This is a genomic window from Geminicoccus sp., assembly GCF_036263595.1.
In the GTDB taxonomy this organism is placed as follows: Bacteria; Pseudomonadota; Alphaproteobacteria; order Geminicoccales; family Geminicoccaceae; genus Geminicoccus.
Window position 1 is genome coordinate 1 of sequence record NZ_DATAGQ010000193.1, and the last position, 26,034, is coordinate 26,034.

27 protein-coding genes, 1 tRNA gene and 3 pseudogenes are annotated in these 26,034 nt (G+C 64.4%); 26 read left to right on the plus strand and 5 right to left on the minus strand.

Features of this window, described 5'->3' with window-relative positions:
• From VHL31_RS20590 to VHL31_RS20605, 4 genes are all read left to right on the plus strand, one after another.
• A partial coding sequence (locus VHL31_RS20590) for an enolase C-terminal domain-like protein (protein WP_329663116.1) occupies positions 1 to 1,069 on the plus strand: 1,069 nt, incomplete at its 5' end.
• A gap of 10 nt (positions 1,070 to 1,079) precedes the next feature.
• Positions 1,080 to 2,042, plus strand: a complete 963-nt coding sequence (locus VHL31_RS20595) for a sugar ABC transporter permease (RefSeq protein WP_329663117.1) — start codon at positions 1,080 to 1,082, stop codon at positions 2,040 to 2,042.
• A complete protein-coding gene (locus VHL31_RS20600; protein WP_329663118.1) occupies positions 2,039 to 2,887 on the plus strand; it encodes a carbohydrate ABC transporter permease in 849 nt (282 codons plus the stop codon). The genes VHL31_RS20595 and VHL31_RS20600 overlap by 4 nt, the downstream gene beginning before the upstream one ends.
• A gap of 28 nt (positions 2,888 to 2,915) precedes the next feature.
• Entirely contained in the window at positions 2,916 to 4,076 is a 1,161-nt protein-coding gene (locus VHL31_RS20605) for an enolase C-terminal domain-like protein (RefSeq protein ID WP_329663119.1), read from the plus strand.
• A 690-nt stretch (positions 4,077 to 4,766) separates the two neighbouring features.
• Here the strand turns inward: VHL31_RS20605 and rpsI are convergent.
• Together rpsI and rplM are read right to left on the minus strand one after the other, a co-directional pair.
• Positions 4,767 to 5,252, minus strand: coding sequence for a 30S ribosomal protein S9 (gene rpsI, locus VHL31_RS20610; protein ID WP_349262507.1), 486 nt, complete (start codon positions 5,250 to 5,252; stop codon positions 4,767 to 4,769).
• A gap of 8 nt (positions 5,253 to 5,260) precedes the next feature.
• The gene (rplM, locus tag VHL31_RS20615; RefSeq protein ID WP_329663120.1) at positions 5,261 to 5,728 is read right to left on the minus strand and encodes a 50S ribosomal protein L13; all 468 of its coding nucleotides are present in this window, start codon (positions 5,726 to 5,728) and stop codon (positions 5,261 to 5,263) included.
• Positions 5,729 to 6,323: 595 nt separating this feature from the next.
• Here rplM and VHL31_RS20620 point away from each other — a divergent pair.
• Entirely contained in the window at positions 6,324 to 7,517 is a 1,194-nt protein-coding gene (locus VHL31_RS20620) for a tyrosine-type recombinase/integrase (protein ID WP_329663121.1), read from the plus strand.
• Here the strand turns inward: VHL31_RS20620 and VHL31_RS20625 are convergent.
• Positions 7,514 to 8,038, minus strand: coding sequence for a hypothetical protein (locus VHL31_RS20625; protein ID WP_329663122.1), 525 nt, complete (start codon positions 8,036 to 8,038; stop codon positions 7,514 to 7,516). The genes VHL31_RS20620 and VHL31_RS20625 overlap by 4 nt on opposite strands.
• A gap of 93 nt (positions 8,039 to 8,131) precedes the next feature.
• On the opposite strand from VHL31_RS20625, the gene VHL31_RS20630 reads away from it, so the two are divergent.
• The 14 genes and pseudogenes from VHL31_RS20630 (at position 8,132) to VHL31_RS20690 (ending at position 14,870) form a co-directional block, all read left to right on the plus strand.
• A complete protein-coding gene (locus VHL31_RS20630) occupies positions 8,132 to 8,335 on the plus strand; it encodes a hypothetical protein (RefSeq protein WP_329663123.1) in 204 nt (67 codons plus the stop codon).
• A 15-nt stretch (positions 8,336 to 8,350) separates the two neighbouring features.
• A pseudogene (locus VHL31_RS27040) lies at positions 8,351 to 8,899 on the plus strand (bifunctional DNA primase/polymerase); the annotation flags it as partial.
• 126 nt (positions 8,900 to 9,025) lie between these two features.
• On the plus strand, positions 9,026 to 9,244 hold the full coding sequence (locus tag VHL31_RS20635) for a hypothetical protein (RefSeq protein WP_329663124.1): 219 nt from the start codon (positions 9,026 to 9,028) through the stop codon (positions 9,242 to 9,244).
• On the plus strand, positions 9,241 to 10,215 hold the full coding sequence (locus VHL31_RS20640) for an AAA family ATPase (RefSeq protein WP_329663125.1): 975 nt from the start codon (positions 9,241 to 9,243) through the stop codon (positions 10,213 to 10,215). The genes VHL31_RS20635 and VHL31_RS20640 overlap by 4 nt, the downstream gene beginning before the upstream one ends.
• Before the next feature lie 280 nt (positions 10,216 to 10,495).
• On the plus strand, positions 10,496 to 10,717 hold the full coding sequence (locus VHL31_RS20645) for a hypothetical protein (protein WP_329663126.1): 222 nt from the start codon (positions 10,496 to 10,498) through the stop codon (positions 10,715 to 10,717).
• Complete coding sequence (locus tag VHL31_RS20650; RefSeq protein ID WP_329663127.1) at positions 10,714 to 11,025, plus strand: hypothetical protein; 312 nt, start codon at positions 10,714 to 10,716, stop codon at positions 11,023 to 11,025. The genes VHL31_RS20645 and VHL31_RS20650 overlap by 4 nt, the downstream gene beginning before the upstream one ends.
• A 12-nt stretch (positions 11,026 to 11,037) precedes the next feature.
• The gene (locus tag VHL31_RS20655) at positions 11,038 to 11,283 is read left to right on the plus strand and encodes a hypothetical protein (RefSeq protein ID WP_329663128.1); all 246 of its coding nucleotides are present in this window, start codon (positions 11,038 to 11,040) and stop codon (positions 11,281 to 11,283) included.
• The gene (locus tag VHL31_RS20660) at positions 11,276 to 11,725 is read left to right on the plus strand and encodes a DUF5681 domain-containing protein (protein ID WP_329663129.1); all 450 of its coding nucleotides are present in this window, start codon (positions 11,276 to 11,278) and stop codon (positions 11,723 to 11,725) included. Before VHL31_RS20655 ends, VHL31_RS20660 begins: the two co-directional genes overlap by 8 nt.
• Positions 11,726 to 11,742: 17 nt before the next feature.
• Positions 11,743 to 12,024 carry a hypothetical protein gene (locus VHL31_RS20665; protein WP_329663130.1) on the plus strand — a complete coding sequence of 94 codons (282 nt, stop codon included), beginning with the start codon at positions 11,743 to 11,745 and terminating at the stop codon, positions 12,022 to 12,024.
• Between the two features lie 70 nt (positions 12,025 to 12,094).
• Positions 12,095 to 12,226: a hypothetical protein gene (locus tag VHL31_RS20670; RefSeq protein ID WP_329663131.1), complete on the plus strand. Its 132-nt coding sequence runs from the start codon at positions 12,095 to 12,097 to the stop codon at positions 12,224 to 12,226.
• A gap of 6 nt (positions 12,227 to 12,232) precedes the next feature.
• Positions 12,233 to 12,454 carry a hypothetical protein gene (locus VHL31_RS20675; RefSeq protein ID WP_329663132.1) on the plus strand — a complete coding sequence of 74 codons (222 nt, stop codon included), beginning with the start codon at positions 12,233 to 12,235 and terminating at the stop codon, positions 12,452 to 12,454.
• Positions 12,455 to 12,780: 326 nt separating this feature from the next.
• A complete protein-coding gene (locus tag VHL31_RS20680; RefSeq protein ID WP_329663133.1) occupies positions 12,781 to 13,422 on the plus strand; it encodes a hypothetical protein in 642 nt (213 codons plus the stop codon).
• Between the two features lie 309 nt (positions 13,423 to 13,731).
• Entirely contained in the window at positions 13,732 to 14,379 is a 648-nt protein-coding gene (locus VHL31_RS20685; RefSeq protein ID WP_329663134.1) for a hypothetical protein, read from the plus strand.
• Positions 14,380 to 14,474: 95 nt separating this feature from the next.
• Positions 14,475 to 14,870, plus strand: a complete 396-nt coding sequence (locus VHL31_RS20690) for a hypothetical protein (RefSeq protein ID WP_329663135.1) — start codon at positions 14,475 to 14,477, stop codon at positions 14,868 to 14,870.
• A 159-nt stretch (positions 14,871 to 15,029) separates the two neighbouring features.
• Here VHL31_RS20690 and VHL31_RS20695 read toward each other — a convergent pair.
• A pseudogene (locus VHL31_RS20695) lies at positions 15,030 to 15,836 on the minus strand (IS1595 family transposase); the annotation flags it as partial.
• Between the two features lie 185 nt (positions 15,837 to 16,021).
• On the opposite strand from VHL31_RS20695, the gene VHL31_RS20700 reads away from it, so the two are divergent.
• The 6 genes from VHL31_RS20700 (at position 16,022) to VHL31_RS20725 (ending at position 25,267) form a co-directional block, all read left to right on the plus strand.
• The gene (locus tag VHL31_RS20700; RefSeq protein ID WP_329663137.1) at positions 16,022 to 16,438 is read left to right on the plus strand and encodes a DNA mismatch endonuclease Vsr; all 417 of its coding nucleotides are present in this window, start codon (positions 16,022 to 16,024) and stop codon (positions 16,436 to 16,438) included.
• Complete coding sequence (locus tag VHL31_RS20705; RefSeq protein ID WP_329663138.1) at positions 16,438 to 17,910, plus strand: DNA cytosine methyltransferase; 1,473 nt, start codon at positions 16,438 to 16,440, stop codon at positions 17,908 to 17,910. The genes VHL31_RS20700 and VHL31_RS20705 overlap by 1 nt, the downstream gene beginning before the upstream one ends.
• A gap of 73 nt (positions 17,911 to 17,983) precedes the next feature.
• A complete protein-coding gene (locus VHL31_RS20710; protein ID WP_329663139.1) occupies positions 17,984 to 19,471 on the plus strand; it encodes an ATP-binding protein in 1,488 nt (495 codons plus the stop codon).
• On the plus strand, positions 19,468 to 22,218 hold the full coding sequence (locus tag VHL31_RS20715) for a Z1 domain-containing protein (protein ID WP_329663140.1): 2,751 nt from the start codon (positions 19,468 to 19,470) through the stop codon (positions 22,216 to 22,218). Before VHL31_RS20710 ends, VHL31_RS20715 begins: the two co-directional genes overlap by 4 nt.
• Positions 22,215 to 23,195 carry a PD-(D/E)XK motif protein gene (locus tag VHL31_RS20720; RefSeq protein ID WP_329663141.1) on the plus strand — a complete coding sequence of 327 codons (981 nt, stop codon included), beginning with the start codon at positions 22,215 to 22,217 and terminating at the stop codon, positions 23,193 to 23,195. Before VHL31_RS20715 ends, VHL31_RS20720 begins: the two co-directional genes overlap by 4 nt.
• A complete protein-coding gene (locus VHL31_RS20725) occupies positions 23,192 to 25,267 on the plus strand; it encodes an AIPR family protein (RefSeq protein WP_329663142.1) in 2,076 nt (691 codons plus the stop codon). Before VHL31_RS20720 ends, VHL31_RS20725 begins: the two co-directional genes overlap by 4 nt.
• Positions 25,268 to 25,632: 365 nt before the next feature.
• Here VHL31_RS20725 and VHL31_RS20730 read toward each other — a convergent pair.
• Positions 25,633 to 25,726, minus strand: a tRNA-Ser gene (locus VHL31_RS20730).
• 191 nt (positions 25,727 to 25,917) lie between these two features.
• Here VHL31_RS20730 and VHL31_RS26755 point away from each other — a divergent pair.
• Positions 25,918 to 26,034, plus strand: a pseudogene (locus tag VHL31_RS26755) (S-(hydroxymethyl)glutathione dehydrogenase); the annotation flags it as partial.

Genomic DNA, 26,034 nt, shown 5'->3' on the forward strand with positions numbered 1-26,034 from the left:
CCAGCACCCCCGATGGCCGTTCAAATGGCGCAAGGGCCTGGACGGCTCCGGCGACGGCACGCCCGCCGACAAGAAGCCGCTCGAAGCGATCATCCGCGTCGACACGGACGAGGGCATCTACGGAGCGATGCGGGTCCAGCACGGCGCCTCTGTCATGAGCCTGGTCGAGCGCCGGTTGAAGAAGCTGATCGGCCAGGATCCGCTGCTGACGGAGCGGCTGTGGTGGCTGGTCTGGGAGATCGATCGCGTCGAGGAAATCCAGGTCCGCCAGTTGGGGATCCTCGACTGCCTGCTCTGGGACATCAAGAGCAAGAAGGCCGGCATGCCGGTCTACCAGATGCTCGGAGGCAATGACCGCAAGGTCCCTGTGTATGCGTCCACGATCACCTGGGACACGATGGACGAGTACGAGCGTCACATCAAATACGCGATGGACAAAGGCTTCACCGCCTTCAAGCTGCATGCCTGGGGTGATGCCAAAGAAGACGCCAAGCTATCGCGCAACCTGCGCAAGTGGACCGGCCCCGATGCCGACCTGATGTTCGACGGCTCCGCTGGCTGGGACTATGTCACTTCCTTGAAGTTCGGCCGCGTCATGGAGGAGTGCAACTTCCTCTGGTACGAGGAACCGATGCGCGAGTTCGAGCTGGGCTCCTACAAGAAGCTGTGCGAAGCGCTGGATGTGCCGGTGCTTGCTGCGGAGACCCCTGATGGCTGCCACTGGAACATGGCGACCTGGATCCAGATGGGCGCGCTCGACATGACCCGCACCAGCTGGTTCTTCAAGGGTGGCATCACCGGCGCCATGAAGGTCGCCCATCTCTCCGACAGCTTCGGCATGCGCTGCCAGGTCCACGGCATGGGCCTGCCCAACGCCCAGATCTGCGCCGCCATCCGCAACAACGACTACTACGAACAGATCATCATGAGCGAGGATCAGATCGACAATCTGGCCGAGCTCGGTCCGCTGGCCGTCCGGGACGGCTACCTCACCGTGTCGGATGAACCCGGCCTCGGCGAGGATTTCGACTGGGATCATGTCCAGCGTACCGCGCTGGCCAGCCTCTGAGCATGCAGTGATGGCACGCAGCTGGGACCAGGACGGCACCGGCGCCGCCAGGGCGGACCTGGGCCGCTACAATCCGTTCTACCGGATCGTGGAGTTCTCCGAGCACCGGCACTGGGCCTGGTTCCTGCTGCTGCCCAGCGTCCTGATCGTGGCGCTCATCGTGGTCTACCCGACGCTCTATGGGATCACGCTGAGCTTTCGCGAGATGCGCCTGACCCGGCCGGGCCTGGGTACCGGCTTCGTCGGCTTCAAGCATTACCTGGCGATCCTGCAGGACGGCACCTTCTGGATCGCGGTCAAGAATACCGTTACCTACACGACCCTCTCCATTGCGTTCGAGCTGTCGTTGGGCCTGGCCAGCGCGCTGGCCCTCAACCAGCGCCTGCCAGGTCTACGCTGGATGGGCGTGATCATCCTGCTGCCCTGGTTCCTGCCGAACGTCGTCGCCGGCAACATGTGGGCGCTGATGCTGGACCCGCGCCTGGGCGTCATCAACGACATCCTGGTCAGGATCGGCCTGATCGGGGGCTACCGGGCGTGGTTTGCAGACCCCTCGACCGCCCTTGTCGCCGCGGTCGTCGTCGAGGCATGGCACGGCTTCCCCTTCTTCACCCTGCTCTTGCTGGCAGCCTTGAAGGGGATCCCCGACGAGTTGCACCAGTCCGCCGCCGTGGACGGTGCCACCGTGGCCGGCCGCTTCTGGCACGTCACGTTGCCGATGTTGAAGATGGTGATCGTGGCAGCGGTCGTCCTCCGGGTGATCTCCATCGTCAACTCGCCGGACCTGCTCCTGATCCTGACCAATGGCGGGCCGGCCAACACCACCATGGTCCTCTCGCTCTACGCCTTCCAGAACGCGTACCGGGCCTTCAACTTCGGCTACGCCGGCGCGCTGTCGGTCGTGATGCTGCTGCTCCTGATGCTGTTCTGCTACCTCTATGTGAGGGTCTCCAACATCATGGCCAACGCATGATCGTGGGCTCCCGGCGGTCGCGCCGAGCCTGGGCCATCGCGACCTACGCGACCGTCCTGGCCTTCCTCCTGTTCACCACCCTGCCCTTGATCTGGCTGGTGCTGACCTCGGTGAAGCCCGAGACCGACATCGTCGTCGCCGAGGGCGTGCGCTACTGGCCGACCAGCTTCACCTTCGAGCACTATGCCAACATCTGGTGGCAGTCCGGCTTCTCGGTCCTGGTCCTGAACAGCGCCAAGACCACCGCGATGACCATCCTGATCTGCCTGGTGGCCGGCAGCCTCGGCGCCTACGCCTTCTCCCGCTTCCGCTTCCCCGGTCGCCGCCAGATGCTGCTCGGCCTGCTGGTCGTGCGGATGTTCCCGGCGGTGGTGAAGATCATCCCGCTGTTCATCATCATGCGCGCGCTTGGCCTGCTCGACAGCAGTTTCGGCCTGGCCCTGGCGTACAGCAGTTTTCTCCTCCCGCTGTTCATCTGGATCATGAAGGGCTTCTTCGATGCCCTGCCCGACGACCTGGAGGAGGCGGCCCGGATCGACGGCTGCACCCGGCTGGGCGCCATGATCCGCATCGTCCTGCCACTCGCCCGGAACGGCCTGGTCGCCACCACCGTCTTCGTCGCGATCGGTGCATGGAACGAGTTCCTGTTCGCCCTGATGCTCACCACCAGCCAGGGCTCCCGTACCTGGCCTGTTGGCCTGCAGCTGATGATCGGCGAATTCCAGTTGCCCTGGGGCATGCTGGCCGCCGGCGGCGTAATCAGCATCGTCCCCGTCGTCCTGCTGTTCGCCTTCATTCAGCGCGCACTGGTGAGCGGGCTCACCACCGGTGCCGTGAAGGGCTGACCCTTTCGCCCAAGAGGATCAAAACGACGTGCCGACCATCAAGGAAATCGAGTTCCAGACCTTTACCTTCCCGGTGGAGGACCTGTCGATCGACCACAGCATGAACGCTGTCTATACGCTAGGCGGGCGCATCCAGCGTACCGGCTACTCCGTCCGGATCACCGACAGCGAGGGCTGCGTCGGCGAGTGGGTCAACGTCAATCACGACGCGACCCTGTACGCGCAGGCTCAGGCGCTAGCGAAGATGCTGATCGGCCGCGATGCCGACAGCCGCGAACAGATGTACGATGACTGGAAGCGGGTCCAGCGCAAGACCTGGGGCCTCGGCTACGCCGACCTCGACATCGCCCTGTGGGACATGGCCGGCAAGCGCTATGGCGTGCCGGTATCCAGGCTCCTGGGCGGCTTTCGCGACCGGTTGCCGACCTATGCCAGCACCTTTCATGGCGACCGCAATGGCGGGCTTTCGTCCAAGGAAGCCTTCGCCGACTATGCCGAGTACTGCTACGAGTTGGGCTTCCGCGCCTTCAAGGTTCATGGCTGGACCGATGCCGACCGCCGCGAGGAGGCCGCCAACGTCCTGCACGTAGCTTCCAAGGTAGGTGACCGCATGGACCTCATGCTCGATCCGGCCTGCGAGCTGAAGACCTTCGGCGACGCTCTTTATGTCGGCCGTGCCTGCGACGAGGCGAAGTTCTTCTGGTACGAGGATCCGTATCGCGACGGCGGCTATTCCCGCCACGCCCACAAGAAGCTTCGCCAGATGCTCAAGACCCCGATCCTCATGGGCGAGCATGTCCGCGGCCTGGAGGCCAAGGCCGACATGATCGCCGCCGAGGCCACCGACTATGTCCGGGTCAATCCGACCCTGGACATGGGGATCACCGGCGCCATGAAAATGGTCCACCTGGCCGAGGCCTTCGGCCTCGACGCCGAAATGCATGGGGCCGGGCCCAGCCAACGCCACTGCATGGCCGCGATGCGCAACACCAACTATTACGAGCTGGCCCTGTGCGCGCCGAAGATCGGCAACCCGAAGCCGCCGATCTACACCTGCGGCTACAGTGACGATCCGGAAAGCGTCGGCCGGGATGGATGCTTTCCGGTACCGACCGGTGCGGGACTAGGGGTGAGCTACGACTGGGCCTTCATCAAGAGGAACTGCCAGGCACGGCTCTTGGTGAACTAGCAGGCGGCGGCCGATCAACATGGTTCGCACATCGCGGATTGCCCACGAGTTGCCTCGTCGGCGAGTCGTGCGTGCATGGTGATGGGAACATGACCGCCCGCTTGCTCCTGCACCGCAGGATATTACCGCAGAGCCACCTGGAGGCGCCGTGGCTTGGATGGTGGTGGTGGCTGTCTGATCACGATCTGGAGGAGGCGCTCGCCGACCGTCCAGTCGATCGGGCAGAGGCCTGCTTTGATTAAATGCTCAGCGTGGAACTGGACGGGCGAATGGAATTACGGCGCCGATTGCGGGCGGACCTTATTGTACTGCCTGTCCGGGCCTGAAGCAGGCCCGGGGGCCGTGCCGGCATCCGGCGCCGCCAGTTGAGCAGAATGCTGCCCTGACTGGACAGCAAGGACAGGTTCATGCCGGACTGCCCGTCGTTCGACGCTGCCGCTCGACCAGCCGCACTGTGCCCGCCGACGAAAGGCATCATCGGCAGCCTCCCGACCACGGGATAGTGTTCAACAGGTTGAACGGCAGCCTGTCACGCCCCTTCGGCGAGGCGAAGACCAGCGCAGGATCAAAGGCACCTGCACCAGCCGGACCTTCCCCTGATCCCCAGGGCGGCCCCGTCCACTCACCGCGACCAACGAAATGGGCCGGACGAAGCCGCCCGGCCCTTTCTCGACGACAGCTGCGTGAGGATCAGCGCTTGCTGAACTGGAAGGAGCGACGGGCCTTGGCCTTGCCGTACTTCTTGCGCTCGACCATGCGGGAATCACGGGTCAGGAAGCCGCGGATCTTTAGCGCCGGACGCGTGGAAGGATCATAGGCGACCAGGGCATGGCTGATGCCGTGGCGCACGGCGCCGGCCTGGCCGGACAAGCCGCCGCCGACCACCGTCGCGACGATGTCGTAGTGCCCGATCGCTTCCAGCTGCTGGAAGGGCTGGTTCACGATCATCTGCAGGGTCGGCCGGGCGAAATAGGCCGGCATCTCCTTGCCATTGACTGTGAACTTGCCGCTGCCCGGCTTGACCCAGACCCGGGCCACTGCCTCCTTGCGGCGGCCGGTCGCGTAGGAGCGGCCCTGCGCGTCGATCTTGGGCTGTGCGGGAGCAGCCACCGGCTCGGCAGCCACGGCGGGCCGCAGACGAGCAAGGTCGGAAAAGGAATGGGTGGTCTCTGCCATGGGTCTGCTCAGGCTGCGGTGCGGGCGTTCTTGGGGTTCAGCGCGGCGAAGTCGACCGGGGCGGGCGACTGTGCCTGGTGCGGATGCTCCGCACCCTTGTAGACATGAAGCTTGCGCATCACGTCGCGACCGAGCGGGCCGCGCGTGATCATCCGCTCGACCGCCTTCTGGATCACGCGCTCCGGAAAGCGGCCGTCCAGGATCTTGTCGGCGTGCACGCCGCGGATGCCGCCGGGATGGCCGGTGTGGCGATAGTAGACCTTCTGGGTCCGCTTGTTGCCGGTCAGGACCACCTTGTCGGCGTTCACGATGACGACATGGTCGCCCGTGTCCATGTGCGGCGTGAACATCGCCTTATGCTTGCCGCGCAGCCGGTCGGCCACATAGGTCGCAAGCCGGCCCAGAACGAGGCCTTCAGCATCGATCAGAAGCCAGCCGCGCTGAATGTCGGCCGGCTTGGCGGAAAAGGTGCCCATCAGATCAACTCACTTCTGCCATCGCTAGCTGACGACAGCCCACAAAACGGACGTCGCCGGCGACACGAGCCTCCGGCGTTGGCTGGTCGTTTAATGGCGGGACTGCCCCCGTGTCAAGGTTCGCAGCCGGTCCCGTCAGCGGACATGGGTTGATCTTGCAGGATATTGCAACATGCCGCGCCCGTGAAGGCCGCATATTGCAAGGTGGTCGAGGGATCCTGCCTGTGAACGAGGCGGCTGATCTGGCCCGTTCGCAACCGCTTGCAGCAGACGCTGCAACCGCGCCTTGTCCACCATCTTTCCGTGGATCGCGACATCGCCTCAGGAAGAACGCGGCACCTGGTCATGCCGGAGCTAGCAAGAATGCGCTGAACGTACTCTTTCCGGTCGGCCAGATCTGTAGAACGAGCGCGCATTCCGGCACGATGGCGGAGGGGAAGTCCGCCTCCGCCTAACTCGGAGCGTTCGCGGTGGTTCGCCGCCGTCCGTAGTTCTGGTGCTCCATCAATAACTTAGACCTCGTGACGTTCGCTTGCGTTCGTGTCCGTTCGTGCTAATCCGGTGCCGGATGTGGGAGCGGACGTGGGAGCTAGATATGGGGCGGCGCTCGGGTGTTCTGACGGCGCGAAGGGTGGAGACCGCACTGCCCGGGATTTATGAGGACGGAGCGGGGCTGCGACTGGTGGTCAAGTCAAGCGGTGCACGCTCCTGGGTCTTGCGCTACCAGCTGCACGGCAAGCGGCATGACCTTGGGCTCGGCGGATGGCCGGACGTGTCGCTGGCCCGCGCCCGAGAGAAGGCGGCAGCGGCGCGGAGCCTGAAGGCCGATGGCGTGGATCCCCTGGCCGAACGGGGCCGCAGGATCGCCTTGACGTTCCGGGACGCGGCCGAGGCCCTGATCGAGAGCAAGCGGCCGGGCTGGCGCAACGCCAAGCACGCGGCGCAGTGGGGCGCGACCCTGGCGACCTATGCCTACCCGAAGATCGGTGACCTGGACGTCCGGCGCATCGCCACCACCGACGTGCTTGACGTGCTGCGGCCTCTTTGGACGCAGAAGACCGAGACGGCGAGCCGGCTGCGCCAGCGCATCGAGGCGGTGCTGGACTACGCCACCGCGACGGGCGGGCGGGCCGGAGACAATCCAGCCCGCTGGAAGGGACACCTGCAAGCTTTGCTGCCTGCCCCTGCCAAGGTCGCAAGGGTGGAGCATCATGCCGCCCTTCCTTGGCAGGATGCCCCGAGCTTCATGGCCGAGCTTGCCCACCGGGAGGGGACTGCGGCCCGCGCCCTGGCCTTCGCGATCCTCACGGCCGCCCGCTCCGGTGAGGTCCGGGGGATGACATGGGCCGAGATCGACGGCAACGCTGCCATGTGGGTTGTTCCGGCTGGCCGCATGAAGGCACACAAGGAACACCGCGTGCCACTCACGCTAGCCGCACTGGCCCTGCTGCCGCAGCGTGGTGAGCCCGGCGATCTGATCTTTCCCGGCACGAAGAGCCGCCCGTTGTCCGATATGAGCCTGACGGCCGTCCTGCGCCGCATGCAGCGGGGCGATCTGACGGTGCACGGCTTCCGGTCCACATTTCGCGACTGGGCCGGTGAGGCCACGCCACACCCTCGGGAGGTGATCGAGGCAGCGCTCGCGCACCGGCTGAAGGACAAGGCAGAGGCGGCCTATGCGCGCGGCGATATGCTGACGAAGCGGAGGACGCTTATGCAGGACTGGTCGGAGTTCCTTCAGAGGCCCGAGGCTGAAGTGGTGGCGATCCGGGCGGCCGCCAAAGGCTAACCGCGACGATGCCGGGCCTTCTCCGAGCTGTCGATCTCGTAGGGTGCATCGCCTTCCGGCCCGATCCGCACTGGCTCCATGAACGCTTGCGGCGCATTTCCTCCCGTTAGCCCTGAGCCAAGGGGATTGGCAACAGCCTGCATTTGGGACGGCCACCGTCCACGCTCACGCTTGAGGCGCTGTCCCAAGTCCACGAAGTCCTGATCGTGACCAGCATAAATTATAACCGGCTTTTCTGACAGCGGACCGCTGTAATGAACACGAGGCAGGTGGAATCCATGATCAGGCAGTGACGGGATGATCACCTTTTCAAAATAGAGGACCGACTTGTAACCGGCGAGATAGGCCATCGTCCTAACGCAGAAGACGTTACAGCTGCGTGTGTCGAAATGAGCATCGACGGGGAAGTGGCCAGTCTTAGGATCCTCCCAATCATGGTGCTCTGGCAGCACGGCGGGAAGATGGCCGGTGAGGGGATCAAGGTCTCGGCCACTCCACTTCATGCCCCGCGTACCGCTCATGGATCCACCTCGATCTATCAATTTCACTAAAAATAGCCCCCTGGATTTCTTTGGCAAGCTTCGGCGAAGTTCAACGTTCACGAGGCTTCGCCGATGAGTAAGCTCAAGAGCCGCAAGCAGTTCTGCGACGACAATGCCATTCGGTTCACGACCTTCCACAAGGAAGTCAACACCGGGCGCCTGAAGATCCTAAAGATCGGCCGAAAGACGGTTGTCTCCGAGGAGGACGAAGCACGCTGGCGCGAGACTATCGCTCGTGGAGGGGCTGTCGGACTGGATCGCAGCGGGGCAGTTTGAGCGGGAGCGAACGTCATGATTAAGAACAGAACGGGGCCGGTCCTGCCACAGACCGACCCCTACGAACGCCATCGCCATCATACTGCGGCGCGGTCCACACGTGAAGGCAACTCGCCTGAGTACCTTCGGGCGCTGAATTGGCCAGCGGTGCCGGTCGTCAACAAGCGGCCCGCGCGGGACTGGCCGAACCGAGCAACGACCGACGCCGGCAATCTCATCAGGAGCATGCTGCACTCGCCGAGCGCTGCACTTGCGGTCCATCTGGGGAAAGCGCAGCTAGCCTGTCTTGATGTTGAAGGGACTGTCGGCGGTGCTCATGCCGTCGCTGGGCACGCGGCGCTGGCCGACCTGGAGGGTCGCCTGGGGCCGCTGCCCATCACTCCCGCCAGTGCCACGCCCAGTGGGGGGCGGCACTACTTCTTTCGTGACCCTGGCGGCATGCGGTGCAGGGTGATCGGACCTGGCCTCGAGATCCGAGCCGGCACTGCCCTGTGCTGCCTGCCGACCGGATCCAGGACACCGGACCGCTGGTGGATACATCATCCTGCCGAACAGCCTCTTGCCGATCTGCCGCCTGCTTGGGCGACCTTCTTGCGCCCGCCGCCACCTCCGCCACCTCCGCCACCGATCCGACTGGACTATTGCACCGGCCAGTATGCAAAGGCTGCCCTCGAGGGCGAGCTTCGGACCTTGGCCAGCGCAACGCTCGGCGGACGCAACCAAGCCCTGCACCTTGCGGCGGTGCGGCTGGGCCGTCTGGTCGGGGCTGGCTTGCTCGACCGGGCGACCGTCGCCGCCTTGCTGGAGCGCACAGCTGCGGAGATTGGCCTGCACGTCCGCGAGGCCCGGCCCACCATAAACAGCGGCTTGAAGTTCGGATTGGCTCATCCTCGGGAGCTGAAGAGATGAGCGACCGGACCAAGTACCAGGCCGGGGCCGGCCGCCTGTTGGCGGAAGCGGCCATGCCGGCAGAAGAGAAGGCCAAGCCCGCGCCCTTAGTCTCGACCACGCTTGAAGAGTTCCTGGCCCGCGATCTGCCGCCCCGCCCGATGCTGGTGGACCCGATCATACCGGCTGCAGGGTTGGCGATGCTGTTCGCACCGCGCGGCGTCGGGAAAACTCACGTCTCCCTCGGCATTGGCTACGCCCTCGCCAGCGGGGCATCCTTCCTTCGCTGGATGGTGCGGGAGCCTAAGCGGGTTCTCTTCATCGATGGGGAGATGCCGGGTGCGGCGCTCCAGGAGCGGTTGGCCTACATCGTCGCCAGTACCACCAAGCGCCCGCCAGCTCCCGACTACCTGCGGATCATCACGCCCGACCTACAGGATGACCCTATGCCGGACCTGTCGAGTGAACAGGGGCAGGCGGCCGTCGCGCCATATGTGGACCGGGCCGATCTGGTGATCCTTGACAACCTGTCCACCCTCTGCCGGGGCGGGAAGGAAAACGAAGCGGAATCCTGGCTGCCGGTGCAGGCGTGGGCGCTGGGGCTCCGGCGTGCCGGCAGGTCTGTCCTGTTTGTCCACCATGCCGGGAAGGGAGGGCAGCAGCGGGGCACCAGCCGGCGCGAGGATGTGCTGGATACCGTCATCGCCTTGCGCCGGCCTGATGACTACGAGCCGCAGCAGGGGGCACGCTTCGAGGTCCATCTGGAGAAGGCTCGCGGCATAGCAGGTGATGAGGCGCAGCCCTTCGAGGCGACGTTGACCGTCCGGGGCGGAGTGGCCGACTGGACGACGATGATCCTGGAAGATGCGAAGGCCAAGCGGGTGCTGGACCTGCACGCGGAGGGGCTGTCCATCCGGGACATTGCCAAGGAGACCGGCCTGTCGAAGTCCACGGTGGCCCGCATGGTCAAGCGGGAGAAGCTGCGTGGATAGACTCGGTGCCCTAGCCGCCAAGGTGCTCGCGCGTGGGACAGCGCGCGGGACATTAGCGGGACAGCAGGTGCCCCAACCGTGGGACAGCGCCCCTCTTGAGGATATGCCCCTTGGGACAGTGCAAACCCGCGCCACCACTAAGTGTCCCACCTACTGTCCCACTGTCCCAACCCCTAGGAGTGGGACAGTGGGACACCTGCCCGCAGACGCCCCCGAATGTGGGACAGCAGTTGGGACAATGGTGGGACATCAGCTCGCAAGCGCCGCAAACGACGTCTCGATGGCCGATGCGCTGGCAAGGGGCTGGCGCGTGCAACTGCGGCCGGCCGGGCTGCTGATCCACACGTGCGGCCAGCCATCCGACCCGGTGCTGATGGACCAGCTGTTCGCCGTGATGCTGCGCCAGGAGTCGCCGCGCTGGCCAGCTGCGGTCCTGGACGACCCTGGCGAGGTAGTGCTGCGTGGGGAGCTGGAGCTGATCGAGCGGGAGATCAACCGATGACCCTGCAGGCCCCCAAGGTCCTCCTGGCCGAGCTGGTCGAGCGCACGAGCGCCAGGGGCAACAAGTACTTGAGCGGCTGGCTGGGCAAGGCCCGGATCGTCGGGTTCTGGGCCGACGGGCAGGACCGCGACGGCAGCCCGACGACGGTGCTGCGCCTGTTCGTCCAGGAGGCCGAGCAGAAGCCTCAGGAGCGGCCTGCGGGCCAGCGCCACGCCGATCCACAGGGCCGTGCTGAGCGGGCTGCCCAGAAGGCCCAGCGGAGCCACGAGGACGCGTTGGCGAACCTGAACGACCCGATCCCTGACTAGGAGCCTGCCGCCATGCTGTACCCTCACGAGTTCACGGACGTGGCGCCCGGTATGCCGTGCGTGTGCCTATGCCCCGCCTGCTCCGCCGGATACTTCCGAACCCTGGCGCGGCTGTCGGATGCCAGCCGGGCGCCCCCTCATGTCGGTAGAGCCGCACGGATCTATGCCGAGCTGATCGAGCGGGCTGGGCTGGCGATTGCGCTGCGGCAGGATCCCGGTGCCAGCAGCGCCCCGACAAAGGAGGAGACCGATGGCTGATGAGCCTGCCAAATCAGGCCCAGAACAGGGTCAGGGGCGCTTCCGGAAGGGCAGGAGTGGCAACCCGCGGGGCAGGCCAAAGGGCTCGCGGAACCGGGTCTCCCTGGCGCTGGACGCCATCGCGGAGCAGGAGGCCGAGGCCGTCTTGCGGGCGGCCATTCGTGATGCCCAGGCGGGCGATACGGCTGCTCAACGGGCGATCCTCGACCGCATCTGGCCTGTCAGGAAGGGACGCCCCGTGCGGTTGGACCTGCCTGCCATCCACTCTGCCCAGGATGTCGCACAGGGGATGACCCAGGTGATCGCCGCTATGGCGGCTGGACAGCTCAGCCCGGATGAAGCCCAGGCAGTGGTTGCCGTCCTGGAACGCCGCCAACGGGTGGTCGAGCTTGTGGAACTCGAGGCTCGTATTGCGGCGCTGGAACAGGAGGGCGCGGCATGACGTCAGGCCGAGCCTCCATGGCCAAGCGGCTCGAGGTGTTGGAGCGCCGCCGACAGCCCCTCAGGGCCGAGGCGATAGGCCAGATCGAGAGCCTGTGGCCGGACGACGCCACGATAGAGGCCATGACGCTCGAAGAACTTGAGGCGCTATCCCAACGGGTGATGGATCAACTGCCTCCTCCTGAGGAGGACCCGAAGTGGCGGCGGGTCGTAGCCCTGCTGGAGACTGACCTTGACCAGGCGGAGAAGGAACTCCGCGAGATCATCGCCGCCGAGCAGATCGCCGGCGGTCACCTTTAACCGACGGAGTAGACACACGACGAACCCGAGCACCACCCTATTGGCTAAGCCGGATCGCTCGGTTGTTGACTTGAGGGCGCTGATTGCGACCGCCGAGGCAAACGTGGCGGAGCTTCGGGAGCAACTCGACCAGGAGCTGAACCGAGACGAACGGGCGGCCGAAGCGGAGTGCCAGCGCGCCGAGGCCGAGCGGATCGATTAGATCGCCGTGGCGGCTGAGGCCCGGATCGAGGCTGCCCGTCGGGTCGAGGCAGCGATCTGCGCCCTCGACGACGCCATCGACAGCTACGACAGCGCCGGCCAGCTGCTTGCCGCCACGCTGGCTCCCCACGAACGTGGCGAGGCTCTTGCAGTAGAGATGGGACGCCAGCGCATCGCGGCCTGGGTGCGCTGCTGCGGCAACGAGGTCTTGTGGTGCCTTACAGCATAGACACCCGCCCGCTTGGAGAGGCCGAGGACGGCTCCGTAGGATGGCTCCATCAGGTGGAGGTACTGGCCGCCCAGTGACCGCTGCGGGGGAGAAGCTCCGCGACCCTGTTAAGCTCCGCCGCTCGCCCGCTCCCATCGCAGCCCGAGATCGGCCATGACCAGTGCGTCGACTTTCGTAACGAATGAGGGCGCCCAGGGGAGCAGGTCACCCTCAGCGCGCACAACGGCGGGCTCAGATGTCGCTCATGGCGAACGATCGGCGTGTATCCCCTTGACGTACGTTAGCGCCAGGGACACCCTCCTGCCCGGAACTGGGGCGGGGGGTGAATGCAAAAAAGCAATCAGAACGTTCTCGCCGTATCGGCGGCTGTCTATACCGGTATTGGTGGACCGCTTACGGCCGTTCTCCAACTTCTTGGCTACGTGGAGCAAGCTACAACAATCCGGAATGCGGTCGTGTTTGTGACAGATACGACTTGGAACTGGACTGCGTTCTATATCGCCGGGTTTATAGTCTCAATGTCGTGGATCATTTCTACCAACATTAGGCTATTTTCTTCTCTTTTACATAGAAGAAAGGCGCGCCATTCAGGCTACTTTGACACGCCCCTTAGTGATGCAGTCAGGTACATGGTAGAGAAGTCGGCATTCGGGACTGGGCGACCACAAGGTGAGCGTCTGTATCATGAAGCGGTCAACGCGTTAAAGGACGCCGCAGCCCAAGGCAGAATCAACATCATAGGGGTACCTGCTGGGGGTACTCAGCACGAGTTCATCAGGAAATCGACGTTTAGGTCCGGTTTGATAGAGGCCTACGTCGTCGATCAAGATAGAGGGGAGTTGGGTTTCAGACTGCTCACCAGGACTGAGCCGAAAAGAGTTCTCTATGATGCAATGCTGGTCGATCTAAACAGGGTCGAGAGTCTTTGGCTGCCCAAGCGGGAGAAACCTTACTGGGAACGCTACTAGGTTGGAGGCCAGAGCGCTGCCGCGAGGAAAGGCGTGCAGAAGGCGTTCGTCAGTTTCCGGACGCGTGCTTGACGTGTGCGTTGCCCCCGGAACATCGTCCGGAAAACGGGGGGCTTAGCATTGCGCTTTCACCTCGCTCGACTCTTTCTGGTCGAGCGCTTCATCCCAGGTCTGTTGACAGGAATGGGATTGGGTGGGGCCGCTACCCCACCAAGAGACGAGTACATCCTGCGGACGTTTGGCCGAGACACTGACTTTCTCCATCGGGGGAAGCCGCTAACTTATGTTCACGTTAATACGGTGGGGCGGATGGTGGTCGGCCGAATTGGGCGGCCAGTCAGGTTAGAGGCCCACCAAGGGCCAAAGACGAAGTATGCTTCACAGGAACTGACAACTTGGGAGGCGTCTCATGTATTCATTGATGCGGATGGCAGTCCCGACGGTCAAATGGTAGGCATTGAGTACCAATCACTAGTTGGGAAGCCTATTGCGATTTTGCAGTCAATGGTGCATCATATAAACACGCAGAACCCTGACTCTGGGTGGGAAATGGCGGCCAACACAGTCTCAGACTCCCGCGACTTCTGGAGCGCCGTTAAGGAACACAAAGGCACTATAACCGATCTTGAGTTTACTTTCGTTTCTCCAAACATTTTCAAATCTGTATCCGAGACTGAGAAGGCGGTCCGCAGGCTTCAGGAGGAGAACGGGGCGCAATCTACCACCATTCGGCTGCACAATGAGCAGGGCGCGCTCAATCCGGATTCAGAGCTGGTCAGGGATCACGTTTCGTATGTGGAGCGTGGGGGCGGCGTGGCTGTACTGAAGAAGGGCAATCGCACCCTTTTCAACAGTCAGGAGAAGGCCAAGTCTGTTCCAATTGAGGAGTCCGCAGTCGAAGCAGCAAAGGAACCCGCGGGCCTTGAAAGGCTCATCAGGCGTCTGTTTGGAAGATGAACCATATATACGTATGCATTATGGTAGTTTCTGTTGGGGTGGTGATCAGCCTATCAAGTTGCTGCCCATGGGTTTTGAGTGACAGCAATCAGTTCATGAAGCAATTGATCGGGCCTGAACTTCTGAGTGTGCTTGGTGTGATCTTAGCAATCACATTAGCTTCAACCGCGCAAATCCATTTGGCCTTTAACAAAGTTGAAGAGGACCATAATAAGACAGTGTTCGATGCGGCGAGGAGTGAGCTTCGTCAAGGCTCCTACAGCCTGATAGGGTCTTTCGCTGTAGCGTTAGCTGTATTGTTAATGAAATCAGTTATGCACTTCAGTGAAGTGGCGATATCTCTCGTCAACGGATCGTTAGTAATCCTGCTAGTATTTAATCTTCTAGTCCTTACCGATATTACGAGAACTGTTTTTGCTTTGCCGGCTATCCCGAAACCAAGAGAACCTAGGCATCCGGATGCTCTGCCGAAGGAAGAGTCGAAATCATGAACCTGAAAGAAGCCATTAAAAACAAAAAGCTCGACGAGTTCATCGCCGAGCATGAGCAGGACCAAGCGGGAGATGAGAAGAAGCTGGATGCTATTCTTCGTTCAGCTTCGGGAACGTCGTCAGAAGCTCATCAATCATCTGCTCCGGCTTCTGACGAGAGTTGTAGCGATACTCAAATTCACCGACATAAGAAGCCAGATGTTTCCCCGAAACCGAGACGTGCGTCCCGGAAAGAGAGTTCTTGAGGTGCCCGAAGAAGCCCTCGACCGTGTTGGTGCCACGCCCGTCCTTGGTGGCATACTCTTCGGCCCCGTGGTCGACGGTCTTGTGCTTGAAGCCCCGCGTGGCCAGCCGCTCGTAGATCTTGGACTCGTCCGTATGGATTGTGCTGCCCTGACGGACGTTGCGGTGGATCTCTTTCAGGATGACCGGGTGGTTGGCGCGGGACATGACCTTGGTCTTCACGTCGCCGCCCCGCTGAACCATGGCGACGACCACGGTCTTGTTCTCCATCTTCAGGCCGCGCCCCTTACCGGACACAACGCCACCGATGTAGGTCTCATCGACCTCGACCTGCCCGCGCAACTGAGGATCACCATCGACCGCCGCCATGTGCTTGCGGATCTCGTGACCCATGCGCCAAGCGGTCTTGTAGGTCACACCAAGCTGGCGCTGCAGTTCCTTGGCCGGAACACCGTGGCGGGACGTGGTGAAGAGGTAGATGGCGTAGAACCACAGTTGCAGAGCCGTCCGGCTATCCTCGAACAGCGTGCCTGCGGTGGGGTGTAGGTGATGGCCGCACCACTGGCAGGAATAGGCCCGCACGTTCGTCAGCTTGTACCACTTGGCCTCGGTGCCGCACTTCGGACAAACGTGACCCTGGCCAAACCGAACCTCGAACAGATGGGTGAGGCAGGCATCGTCATCAGAGAAGCGCTTGAAGAATTCGCGGATCGTGAGGGCCATGGCTCTCTCCTTATGAGAAAGACTTACCCTCCCAATCACCGTACGTCAAGGGGATACACGCCCTTCCACTTGCGCGCCGGGGGCGAGCCGGCAAACCTCGTGCGCGCTTCCAGAGCTCAAGGATCCGCCGGGCATAGCGGATTTCAACCGCTCGCGCAGATGCAGGCCAAGACTGAGGAGGACGCTTGGACATCGTTGACCCCGCGCGGCGCTCTCGGATGATGGCGGGCATCCGGAGCAAGGACACGCGCCCGGAAATGACGGTGCGCAGCGCCGCGCATGCGCTCGGCTACCGCTTCCGCATCCACAGGGCGGACCTCCCCGGACGGCCGGACCTGGTCTTTCCGGGCCGACGCATGGTAATCTTCGTCCACGGCTGTTATTGGCATCGGCACGAAGGCTGCCCTTATGCGACGACGCCGAAGAGCAACACGGAGTTCTGGCTGGAGAAATTCGAGAAGAATGTGGCGCGGGACCGAAAGGCGATGTCCGAACTTGTCGAACTTGGCTGGGATCCTCTGGTCATATGGGAATGTGAAACCCGTGATGCGAAGGTCCTGAAGGAACGAATCGCCTCGCATCTTGGGCCGACGAGAGGGTGATGAGCTACAGGGCAGACATCAGGGCCAGGAAGCTGGAGCGTATCAGGGCGAAGGGTGCGCCGCGTGTCCTCGAACTCTGCTCTGGTTGCGGCGGCATGTCATTGGGCCTAGCCGCAGCCGGCTTCGAGCTCGTGGCCCACGTCGAGCACGACGAGGGTGCAGCGGCCAGCTATGCGCTGAACTTCGCCAAGCCTGAGGGGCTGGATGCCGACGCCTGGTCCAAGGCCCGCGACATGGAAGCGGTCTCCGCCGATGACCTTGTCGAGGAGCTTGGTCTCGAGACTGCAACAGCCGAAAGCTTCGACGTCCTGGCGGCCGGCCTGCCGTGTCAAGCTTTCGCCCGCATCGGTCGCTCCAAGCTCGCCTCCGTGAAGGGCGAGGAAGACGCCTACCGGAACGATCCACGCGCGAAGCTCTACAAGCGCTTCCTCGAATACGTGGACGCCACCCAGCCAGTGGTCGTGCTGATCGAGAACGTCCCCGACATCCTGAACTTCGGCGGCCACAATGTCCCCGAGGAGATCTGCGCCACCCTGGAGCTGCGGGGCTACCTGACCGGCTACACCCTGCTCAACGCCGCCTACTACGGGGTCCCGCAGATGCGCGAACGCCTGTTCCTGGTGGCCGTCGACCGGTCACTGGGGGGACGCCCCGAGTTCCCGACGCCGACCCACTACCTCGACCTGCCGTCGGGCTATCAGCATGCCCGCAGCGTCGCCATGAGGCACGTGCCGGAGGACGGACGGTTCGTGAAAGTCGAGGCTCCGAAGGCGACATTGCCGCCCGCCGTGACGGTCCGGGGGGCGCTCTCGGACCTCCCGTTCGTCTCCGAACATGTCAAGGCGCCATCGGACATGCGCCGGCGCAAGGTCTCCGACACCCAGCCCTATCAGAAGTTCACCGACCTCAACGACTACCAGCGGCTGATGCGCGAGTGGCCCGGCTTCCGGACCGGCGGCTTGGTAGCCGGCAACGTGGTGCGACTGACGCCCAGGGACTTTCCGATCTTCAGGGCGATGCCCGTGGGCGCGGACTACCCCCAGGCGCGCAAGATCGCCGAAAAGCTGTTCGACACTGCGTTGGCTTCCATGGATCCCAAGCCGCGGAAGGGCTCGAAGCGCTGGGAGGAGGTCCGCGCCGAGCACGTGCCGCCCTACGATCCTGGCAAGTTTCCGAACAAGTGGTGGAAGCTGGACCCGGCGCTGCCGTCCCGCACGCTTACCGCCCACATGGGCAAGGACACCTATTCCCACATTCACTGGGATTCGCGGCAGCAGCGGACCGTCACCGTCCGTGAAGCCGCCCGCCTTCAGTCGTTCCCCGACGGCTTCAAGTTCTCGGGGGCGATGAACGCAACCTACAAGCAGATCGGCAACGCCGTGCCGCCGCTCCTTGCAAAGGCCGTCGCCGGGAAGCTCAAGCTTCTACTTGCGCGAGAGCCCGTGCGTGCCACCATTGACGACGCCGCCTGAGCGAACACCACGGAGCGGTCGCCACAGTCGTCCGCCGGTCTGATCCTGCGCTGTCGCGAAACGGGGAGGGCTGGTGCGCAGAATCGAGATCATTCCGGGCGCGTCGGCGCTGCTCCAGTCGCTTCGGGGCCTCGGCTACTCGCCGGAGACGGCGATCGCGGACCTGATCGACAACAGCATCGCCGCCGGCGCGGCAGCCGTGACGGTCGACCTCGACTGGAACGAAGGCGATTCCATCGCCAGGGTCCTGGACGACGGCCGCGGCATGGACGATGCCGGTCTCGTCAAAGCGATGTGTTTCGGGGGAGAGGGGCCTACCGGCGTACGGGCGCAGGACGACCTTGGTCGCTTCGGGCTCGGTCTCAAGACCGCCTCCCTGTCCCAGTGCCGGCGCCTGACGGTGGCCAGCCGGCAGAACTGCGAGATCGCCGCGCTGGCTTGGGACGTAGACGCGGTGATCGAGAGCGGCCGCTGGGACGCACTGATTCCTGATCGGCTCACTCCGTCGCCTCAGCTGGACCTGCTGCTGAGGCACGAGAGCGGTACCCTCGTCCAGTGGGACCGTATGGACGCAATCGGCGGCCTCTCGGGCCTCGAACGCGACGCCTTCTACCTGCGGGTCCGGGACATCGGCGCCCACCTGGGCATGGCCTTCCACCGCTTCCTCGCGGGCGACGCCCGCCGCGTGTCCATCACGCTGAACGGCCGCGCCGTGAAGGCCTGGGACCCGTTCCAGCGCCATCATCCCGCGACCATCACCATGCCGTCCGAACCGGTCCGCCACGGCGGCCGGACCTTCACAGTCACCCCTTACGTCCTCCCGCACCGGGACCGCTTCGCCAATGACGCGGAATGGGAAGCTTCGGGCGGCCCCGGCGGCTGGGGCGAGCGGCAGGGCTTCTACGTCTATCGTGGCAAGCGGCTGCTTGTGCCGGGCGGCTGGCTCGGGCTCGGCGGGACGCGCGCCTGGACGCGGGACGAGGCCAGCCGGCTCGCCCGCATTGCGGTCGACCTGCCCACTGAACTCGACGCCGACTGGCGCATCGACGTGCGCAAGTCACAGGCCAGACCTCCTGGACGGCTTCGGCCGCGCCTGACGGCCATCGCCGGCCTCTGCCGTGAGAAGGCGCGCGAAGTGTTCGCCTGGCGCGGCAGCCGAGCCAAGCCGCAGCGTCGCCAGGGTGAACTGGAGGATATCTGGATCAGCGCCGGAAGCGCCGCCGCCCGCTACCGCATTCGCCGCAACCACCCGGTAGTCGAGGTCATAGCCGAGGCGCTCGGAACGCACCGGACGCTCCTCGAGGGGCTACTCGCCTTCCTCGAACGCACGGTTCCGGTCGAGCGCATCTGGCTCGACGTCGCGGAATCGGAGGGAGCACCGGCGCCGGTCCTCGCAGACGCCGAGATCCCGGCGCTGGCGACGCAGCTCGCCAGCTTGGTCTCGACGATGGCTCCAACCGATTCTGTCGAAGTGCGGGTCGATCAGCTCATCAGACATCTCCCCGGAGACACGGCCGCGCTGAAGCGCGCCGTTCTCGCCCAGCTTGGACACCAGCCATGAGCACAGACCTCGTCCCCACCCTAACCAACATGGCGCGGCCGCTGCTGAAGGCGCAGCAGGCGTCCGGGGTCGACAGGAAGGTGATCGAAGCGGCCCTTGCGGCCGTCGCTCCGGTGATTGCTGCAACGACGGGACGGAGCCCTTCGTCCGAGGACCTAGCCGCCGCCGCCAAGGTGCTGGAGACCGTGTTCGTCATCGAGCAGGGCGCGGCGCTCTCGCTCAAGGACCGTCGCCGTCCACCGGACTGGTACGTTGGCGAGAAGCGCCGACCAGGGCAGTTCATGAGCCGGTATCTGGACAAGCTTGCGGAAGCGAACTGGCCCGAGCAGTCGATCGACGAACTCCGCGAGAGTACGGCACGGGTGCTCGAAGTCCTCGACGATCCCGCCCGCGAAGGACCCTGGGACTGGCGCGGGCTTGTCGTCGGCGACGTGCAGTCGGGGAAGACGGCCCACTACGCCGGTGTGGTGAACCGCGCGGCCGACGCGGGCTACCGCGTGATCGTGATTCTCGCGGGCATGCACAACATTCTCCGGTTGCAGACCCAGGACAGGCTAGAATCCGACTTCCTGGGGTACGATACCGATCCCGACTCATTCGGCCCCGATGGCCGACGGAAGGCCATCGGCGTCGGCCAAATCAATCCTCGCCTGATCGTGGACAGCCTCACACTGTCGACCGTGAAAGGCGATTTCAGCCTCCAGATCGCCAGGCAGGCCAACTTCGCGCCCCTGACCCAGCCCTGTCTTCTCGTCGTGAAGAAGAACGGCAGCATCCTGAGGAACCTCAACCGCTGGATCGCGCGGCTGCCCGACGAGTCCCGAAGGGCTCCGCTGCTCGTCATCGACGACGAGGCCGACCAAGCCTCGATCGACCTCGGAGACCAGCCTGTGCTGCCCGATGGCACGTTCTACGAGGATTACGACCCCACCCCCATCAACGGCGAGATCCGCAAGCTGCTCGGCCAATTCAACCGTTCGGCCTACGTCGCCTATACGGCGACGCCCTTCGCCAACATCCTGATGCACGACGAGCGGACCGCGGCCGACTACGGAGCGGACCTGTTTCCGGCGACCTTCATCCTGTCGCTTACACCGCCCGACGACTACTTCGGCCCCCTCGCGGTCTTCGGCACCAACGACGAAGGCGACGACGGCGGTCTCCCGCTCGTTCGCCATGTGGACCAGACCGGCGAGGGGTGGATTCCGGACACCCACGACATCACGCTCCGGCCCACCTACTGCGGGGCGGACGAGGTGCCGCCAAGCGTGGCCGTAGCCATCGACGCCTTTCTGCTCTCGTGCGCCGCCCGAGCTGCGCGCGGACAAGTCCGAGTGCACAACTCGATGCTCGTGCACGTCTCGCGCTACGTGGACGTCCACGAGGTGGTCCACCGCCAGGTGAAGCGCCACCTGGAGACCGTGCGCGCCTTGATCTCGGGTGGCGATCCGGTCACCCTCCGGCGGCTGGAGCAGATGTGGAAGACGGACTTCGAGCCGACCACGGCCGAAGTCGGACCGACGGTCTGGGGCCGCAACACTGTCGAAGTGGATTGGGAGGACGTTCTCGCCACCCTCTCCGAGAGCGCCGACAAGATCCGCGTCGCCGTCACGAATGGAAAGTCCAAGAAGGGCCTGGACTACGATCTCTACGAGGAGAGCGGCCTGTCGATCATCGCGATCGGCGGCGACAAGCTCTCTCGCGGGCTGACTCTGGAAGGCCTGTCGGTCAGCTACTTCCTCCGCATCTCCAAACAGTACGACAGTCTGCTCCAGATGGGCCGCTGGTTCGGCTACCGCCGGGGCTTCGCCGATCTCTGCCGCCTCTACACGACGCCCGACATGGAAGACTGGTTCCGGCATGTGGCCACGGCCAACAAGGACCTACGCGCGCAGCTCGCCCACATGCAGCTGACCGTGGCGACCCCCAAGGAATACGGACTTCGAGTCGCCGGCCACAGCATCATGACCGTCACCGCGGCCAACAAGCAGCGGCATGCGACGGCCCGATCCGTGGCCTATGCCGGCGAAGGCAAGATCCAGACGACCTTCTTCCGCGACAAGGACACGGCGGACGCGAACGCGGATCTCGCCGAGAGCTTCATCGAAAGCCTCGGTCCCGCAAGGGTCTCGCCCGCACGCCCCGGGGACGGGACGGTTGCTGCGGGTGAACTCTGGCACGGTGTGTCAGGTCGAGCGGTCTCCGAGTTCCTTCGAGCGTTCGCCTTCCCGCCAGAGAACTACGAGATCGAAGGGCGCAGGCTGGCCGCCTACATCGAGGACCAGATGCGGGAAGGCGAGCTGACCGACTGGTCCGTGTTCCTGGCAACCGGCGATCGTGGCAAGCCGGTCGAATTCGCCGGTCGGATCTTCCCCAGCATCCGCCGGACGCCTCGGGACAAGTCGACCCCGTCCCGCTTCATTGTCCGGAGCATTCTCAATCCGCCGGACGAGGCGATCGACCTCACCGATGGCGAGTTCGCCGAGGCGTTGAAAGCGACCAACGACGAGCGGGCGCTGGACGGTCAGGGGCCGGCAGACCGGCCTTCGGGGCCGAGCATCCGGACAGTGCGGGGCAAGCGACCCCAGAACGGCCTGCTGATCATCTACCCGCTCGATCCCGATCTCGCTGGAACAGGGAGCAAGCGGCCCCTGATCGGCCTAGTCACGAGCTTCCCTGACAGCGACAAGGCCGTGCAGCGGATGTTCCTGGAGAATGCGGTCAGCCGTCGGGAGCAGGTGGCGTGAGCGTAGCTTGGGTCGACGCGCTGCGCGGCGCCTGGGCCGAGCTTTCGCTCCATCCGGCCAGGACGCGGCAGTTCAGGAGCCAGCTGCTGGCGCCGGAGCTGCCGCTGGACATCTACGCCGCACTTCGCGCCGCCGACAACGCCCCCTGCCTCCTCGTGCCGGCCACCGTGCCGGCGTCCGTGCTGTTCGAGGTCGGCGGCATGCGTCTCGCTTCGGCGCCAGGCGAAGACGGGCCGCTCGTCGTCCTCTCGCTAGAGGATCTCGAACGATTGGACCTTTTTGTCACGGTCTGCTCCGACGCGGTGCAGACTGCAGCGCAGGAAGGCGAGGCCGACAACTTGGCTGCCTTCCTCGCGCGACTGGATGCTTGGCGACGGTTCCTGAAGGAGCGACGGACAGGGCTTTCGCGTCACGAGGTCATAGGGCTGATCGGTGAGCTCCTCATTCTGGAGCGCATCCTGGAGGCGGATGCGGCGCTGCTCCCTACCTGGACTGCGCCGGTCGACGGACTGCATGACTTCAAACGAGGCGGGCACGCCCTGGAGATCAAGACCTCAGCCGGCGTCGCGACCAGCGTGCGGATCTCGACCCTCGATCAGCTGGACGACGAGGGGCTCTGGACGCTTGACCTTCTACACGTACGCCTCATCGAGGCGCCCGGTGGCCGCTCTCTTGGCCTAATCATCCAGGCGGTGGCGGACCTGCTGCCGGACGATCCAGCGCGCCGCGCCTTCGACAACGCGTTGCTTCGACGTGGTCTGATGCCGGACGACGACACGGCCCGGAACTTCCCGGTCGTGACACTGCGCAGCCTGTCGGCCTTCCGGGTCGCGCCCGGGTTTCCGCGTCTTGTCCGGGCCGACCTGCAGGCGGGGATTCGCGAAGTTCAATACGATCTCGAGCTGCGCGCCCTCGACAAATACGCGTCGGATGTGGACGCCGTTCTTTTGGGGTTCACGGGGGATGGGGCGGAATGAGCGAAGAGGCCGTTCAGAGGTTTGCCGAGGCGCTGGCGGCGGACGTCGAGGAAAGCCTCAACGCCGAGATGCCTTTCTCCACAGGAGCCTTCACGCGGATCGTGCTCGAACGGCTGGAGGAAGCCGGTCATCTCGACGCGACCTTCGACCTCCACCAGGAGGGCCAGCTAGGAAATGTGGCCTACCGCATCGACGGCTATGCGTTCGATGAGGAGCGCGGCCGCCTCGATCTGTTCACGACCATCTACTCTGCCGAGACGCCGCCTAGTCGCCTTCCCAGTTTGGACGTCGGGCGCGCCTTCGAGCGCGCGCTGCGGTTCGCCGGCGCCTGCCTCAACGGCCTCGCTAGCAAGCTTGAGCCTTCCAATACCGACGCATCGGATCTGGCGCGACGTATCGAATCCGAGGCCTCCACCCTTGTCGGCGTGCGCGTGGTCCTTCTGACGGACGGCATCATCGCAGGCGGCGTGCCTGACGAGGGCGAGTGGCGCGGACGCCCCGTGACCTACGAGGCCTACGACATCGTCCGGCTGCAGCGCATCCTGGGCGAAGGCGAGACCCGCAGCGACATCGCCGTTGACCTCGTCGCCATGGCCGGTGCGCCGATCCCGTGCCTGCACGTGCCGTCCCACGACGACGGCTACGACACCTTTCTCGCGGTCTTGCCAGGCGAGGTGCTGTCGCGGGTCTATGACCGTTATGGCGTGCGCCTGCTCGAACTCAATGTCCGCGCCTTCCTAGGGCTTTCGGGTCGCAAGAGCGTCAACGCCGAGCTCCGCCGGACGATCGTCGATCAGCCGTCCATGTTCTTGGCCTACAACAACGGCCTCGTGGCGACGGTGGACGAGCTCGACCTCGAAACCGGCGCGAGCGGGCTGCCGGCGATCAGGAGCCTGAAGGGGCTGCAGATCGTGAACGGTGGCCAGACGACCGCGTCGCTCCACAGGGCGCGCCGAAAGGAGAGCCTCTCTCTCAATCACGTCGCGGTGCCGGTGAAGATCATCAAGGTGGGCGGCGCCGACCTGACCGAAATGGTCGCATCTATCTCGCGCGCCGCCAATCGGCAGAACACCGTCCAGCTGGCCGACTTTTCGGCAAACGATCCGTTTCACCAGGAGCTGGAGACGCTGGCCAACAATACATGGCTGGAAGACGGAAAGGGACGGTGGTTCTACGAACGTGCGCGGGGGGCCTACTTGGCGGCCGAAGCCAAGGCCGCCTATCGCAAGACCGACCAGCAGGTGTTCCGGCAGGCGACGCCGAAGCAGCGGCGTCTCAGCAAGCTCGACGTGGCCCGCTACCTCTCTACGTGGTCAGGTCTGCCCTATCGCGTCTGCCTCGGCGGGCAGAAGAATTTCCAGTTCTTCATGCAGCGGCTGAAGGACAAGCCACCTCCGCCGCCGGACACGGAATGGTTCAAGCGCCTCGTCGCTATCGGCATCCTTTACCGGAGCGTCGAGAAGATCGTGCGGCTCATGAAATTTCCGGCTTACGGCGCCCAGATCGTCGCCTACGTGATCGCGGGCCTCAGCCACCGGTGCGGCGGCCGGATCGACTTCGGGCGGATCTGGGCCAAGCAGGCCATCTCGCCCGAACTGGAAGCGCTTGTGCGCGACTGGGCACCCCAGCTCGACGCCGAGATGCGCGCGTCGGCGGGCCAGCGCAATCCTAGCGAATGGTACAAGAAGGAAGCTTGCTGGACCGATATCCAGAACCGTCTGCCCGGCCTCACCGATCCTCTACCGCCGGAGCTCACCTTCAGGTCCGTGATAGCTGGCGGCGAAGGACTTGCGGCCGGGGCGAGCGCATGGGTCTCCGCTGCGGACTACGAGCGGATCGCCCGATGCATGGAGGTAAACGCCGCCACTTGGCTCGAAGTGGCCGAGCGCGGCCAGCAGTCAGGCGTCATTCACTGGAAGGTTGCGGGGATCTGCCGCAGTGTCGCCGGCTACGCCGCCGGCGGCTGGCAGAAGAAGCCCTCCGCCAAGCAGGCGAAGCCCGCGCTCGACGCCCTCGTCGCGGTGGAGCGGGCCGGCCTCCTGAGCGCCAAGGCTGATGCGGCCGCCGAGTAGATTGGCGCGTCTCTGCCCCGCCGCCCTGTAGTGGGTTCCCGGGTTGCTCTGAGAGGCCCCGACCGACCAATGACGGCGCGGGATGGCTTCCTGATTTCCACGACCGAGCGCATGTGAGCCTGGAGACGGACGAATGGACCGCATGGCTGGATCCGGCCGCCGATGCAAACACCCTGTTGAAAGTCCTCGTCGCCGAAGTAGTCAACGCTACCTTAGCGGCATCAGTTCAGGTGGGGACCACAATTCTTATTCGCTGTAGGCCACCAGCGACCGTCCAGGGGCGCACCACACAGAGGGAACTAATGTGGGGTCCACTCCAGAAGTTTCCCCTAAGTCATTGAAATTTCAACGCTTTCTTAGTAGGGTGGCGGAGGGGAAGGGATTCGAACCCTCGATAAGGCTTTAGGGCCCTATAACGGTTTAGCAAACCGCCGCCTTCAGCCACTCGGCCACCCCTCCGCGGCGAGGTGCGACGTATCACCGGATGGCGGGGCCGGTCAACGACATGGCGTTGCCCTTTGGTGTTTCTGCATGCGCCTGGCGCCATCGGGAGGTGACGGGCATGCCAGAGGGAGCGCGGCCGCTTTGGGTCTTGGCCGGTCCACCCTGCCAGCGTAGGGACGTGCGCACGTTCAAAGGGGAGGCATGGGATGAAGGTGCAGGCGGCGGTTGCGTGGGAGGCGGGCAAGCCGCTTCAGGTGGAGACGGTCGATCTGGAGGGGCCCAAGGCGTTCGAGGTGCTGGTCGAGCTGAAGGCGACGGGGATC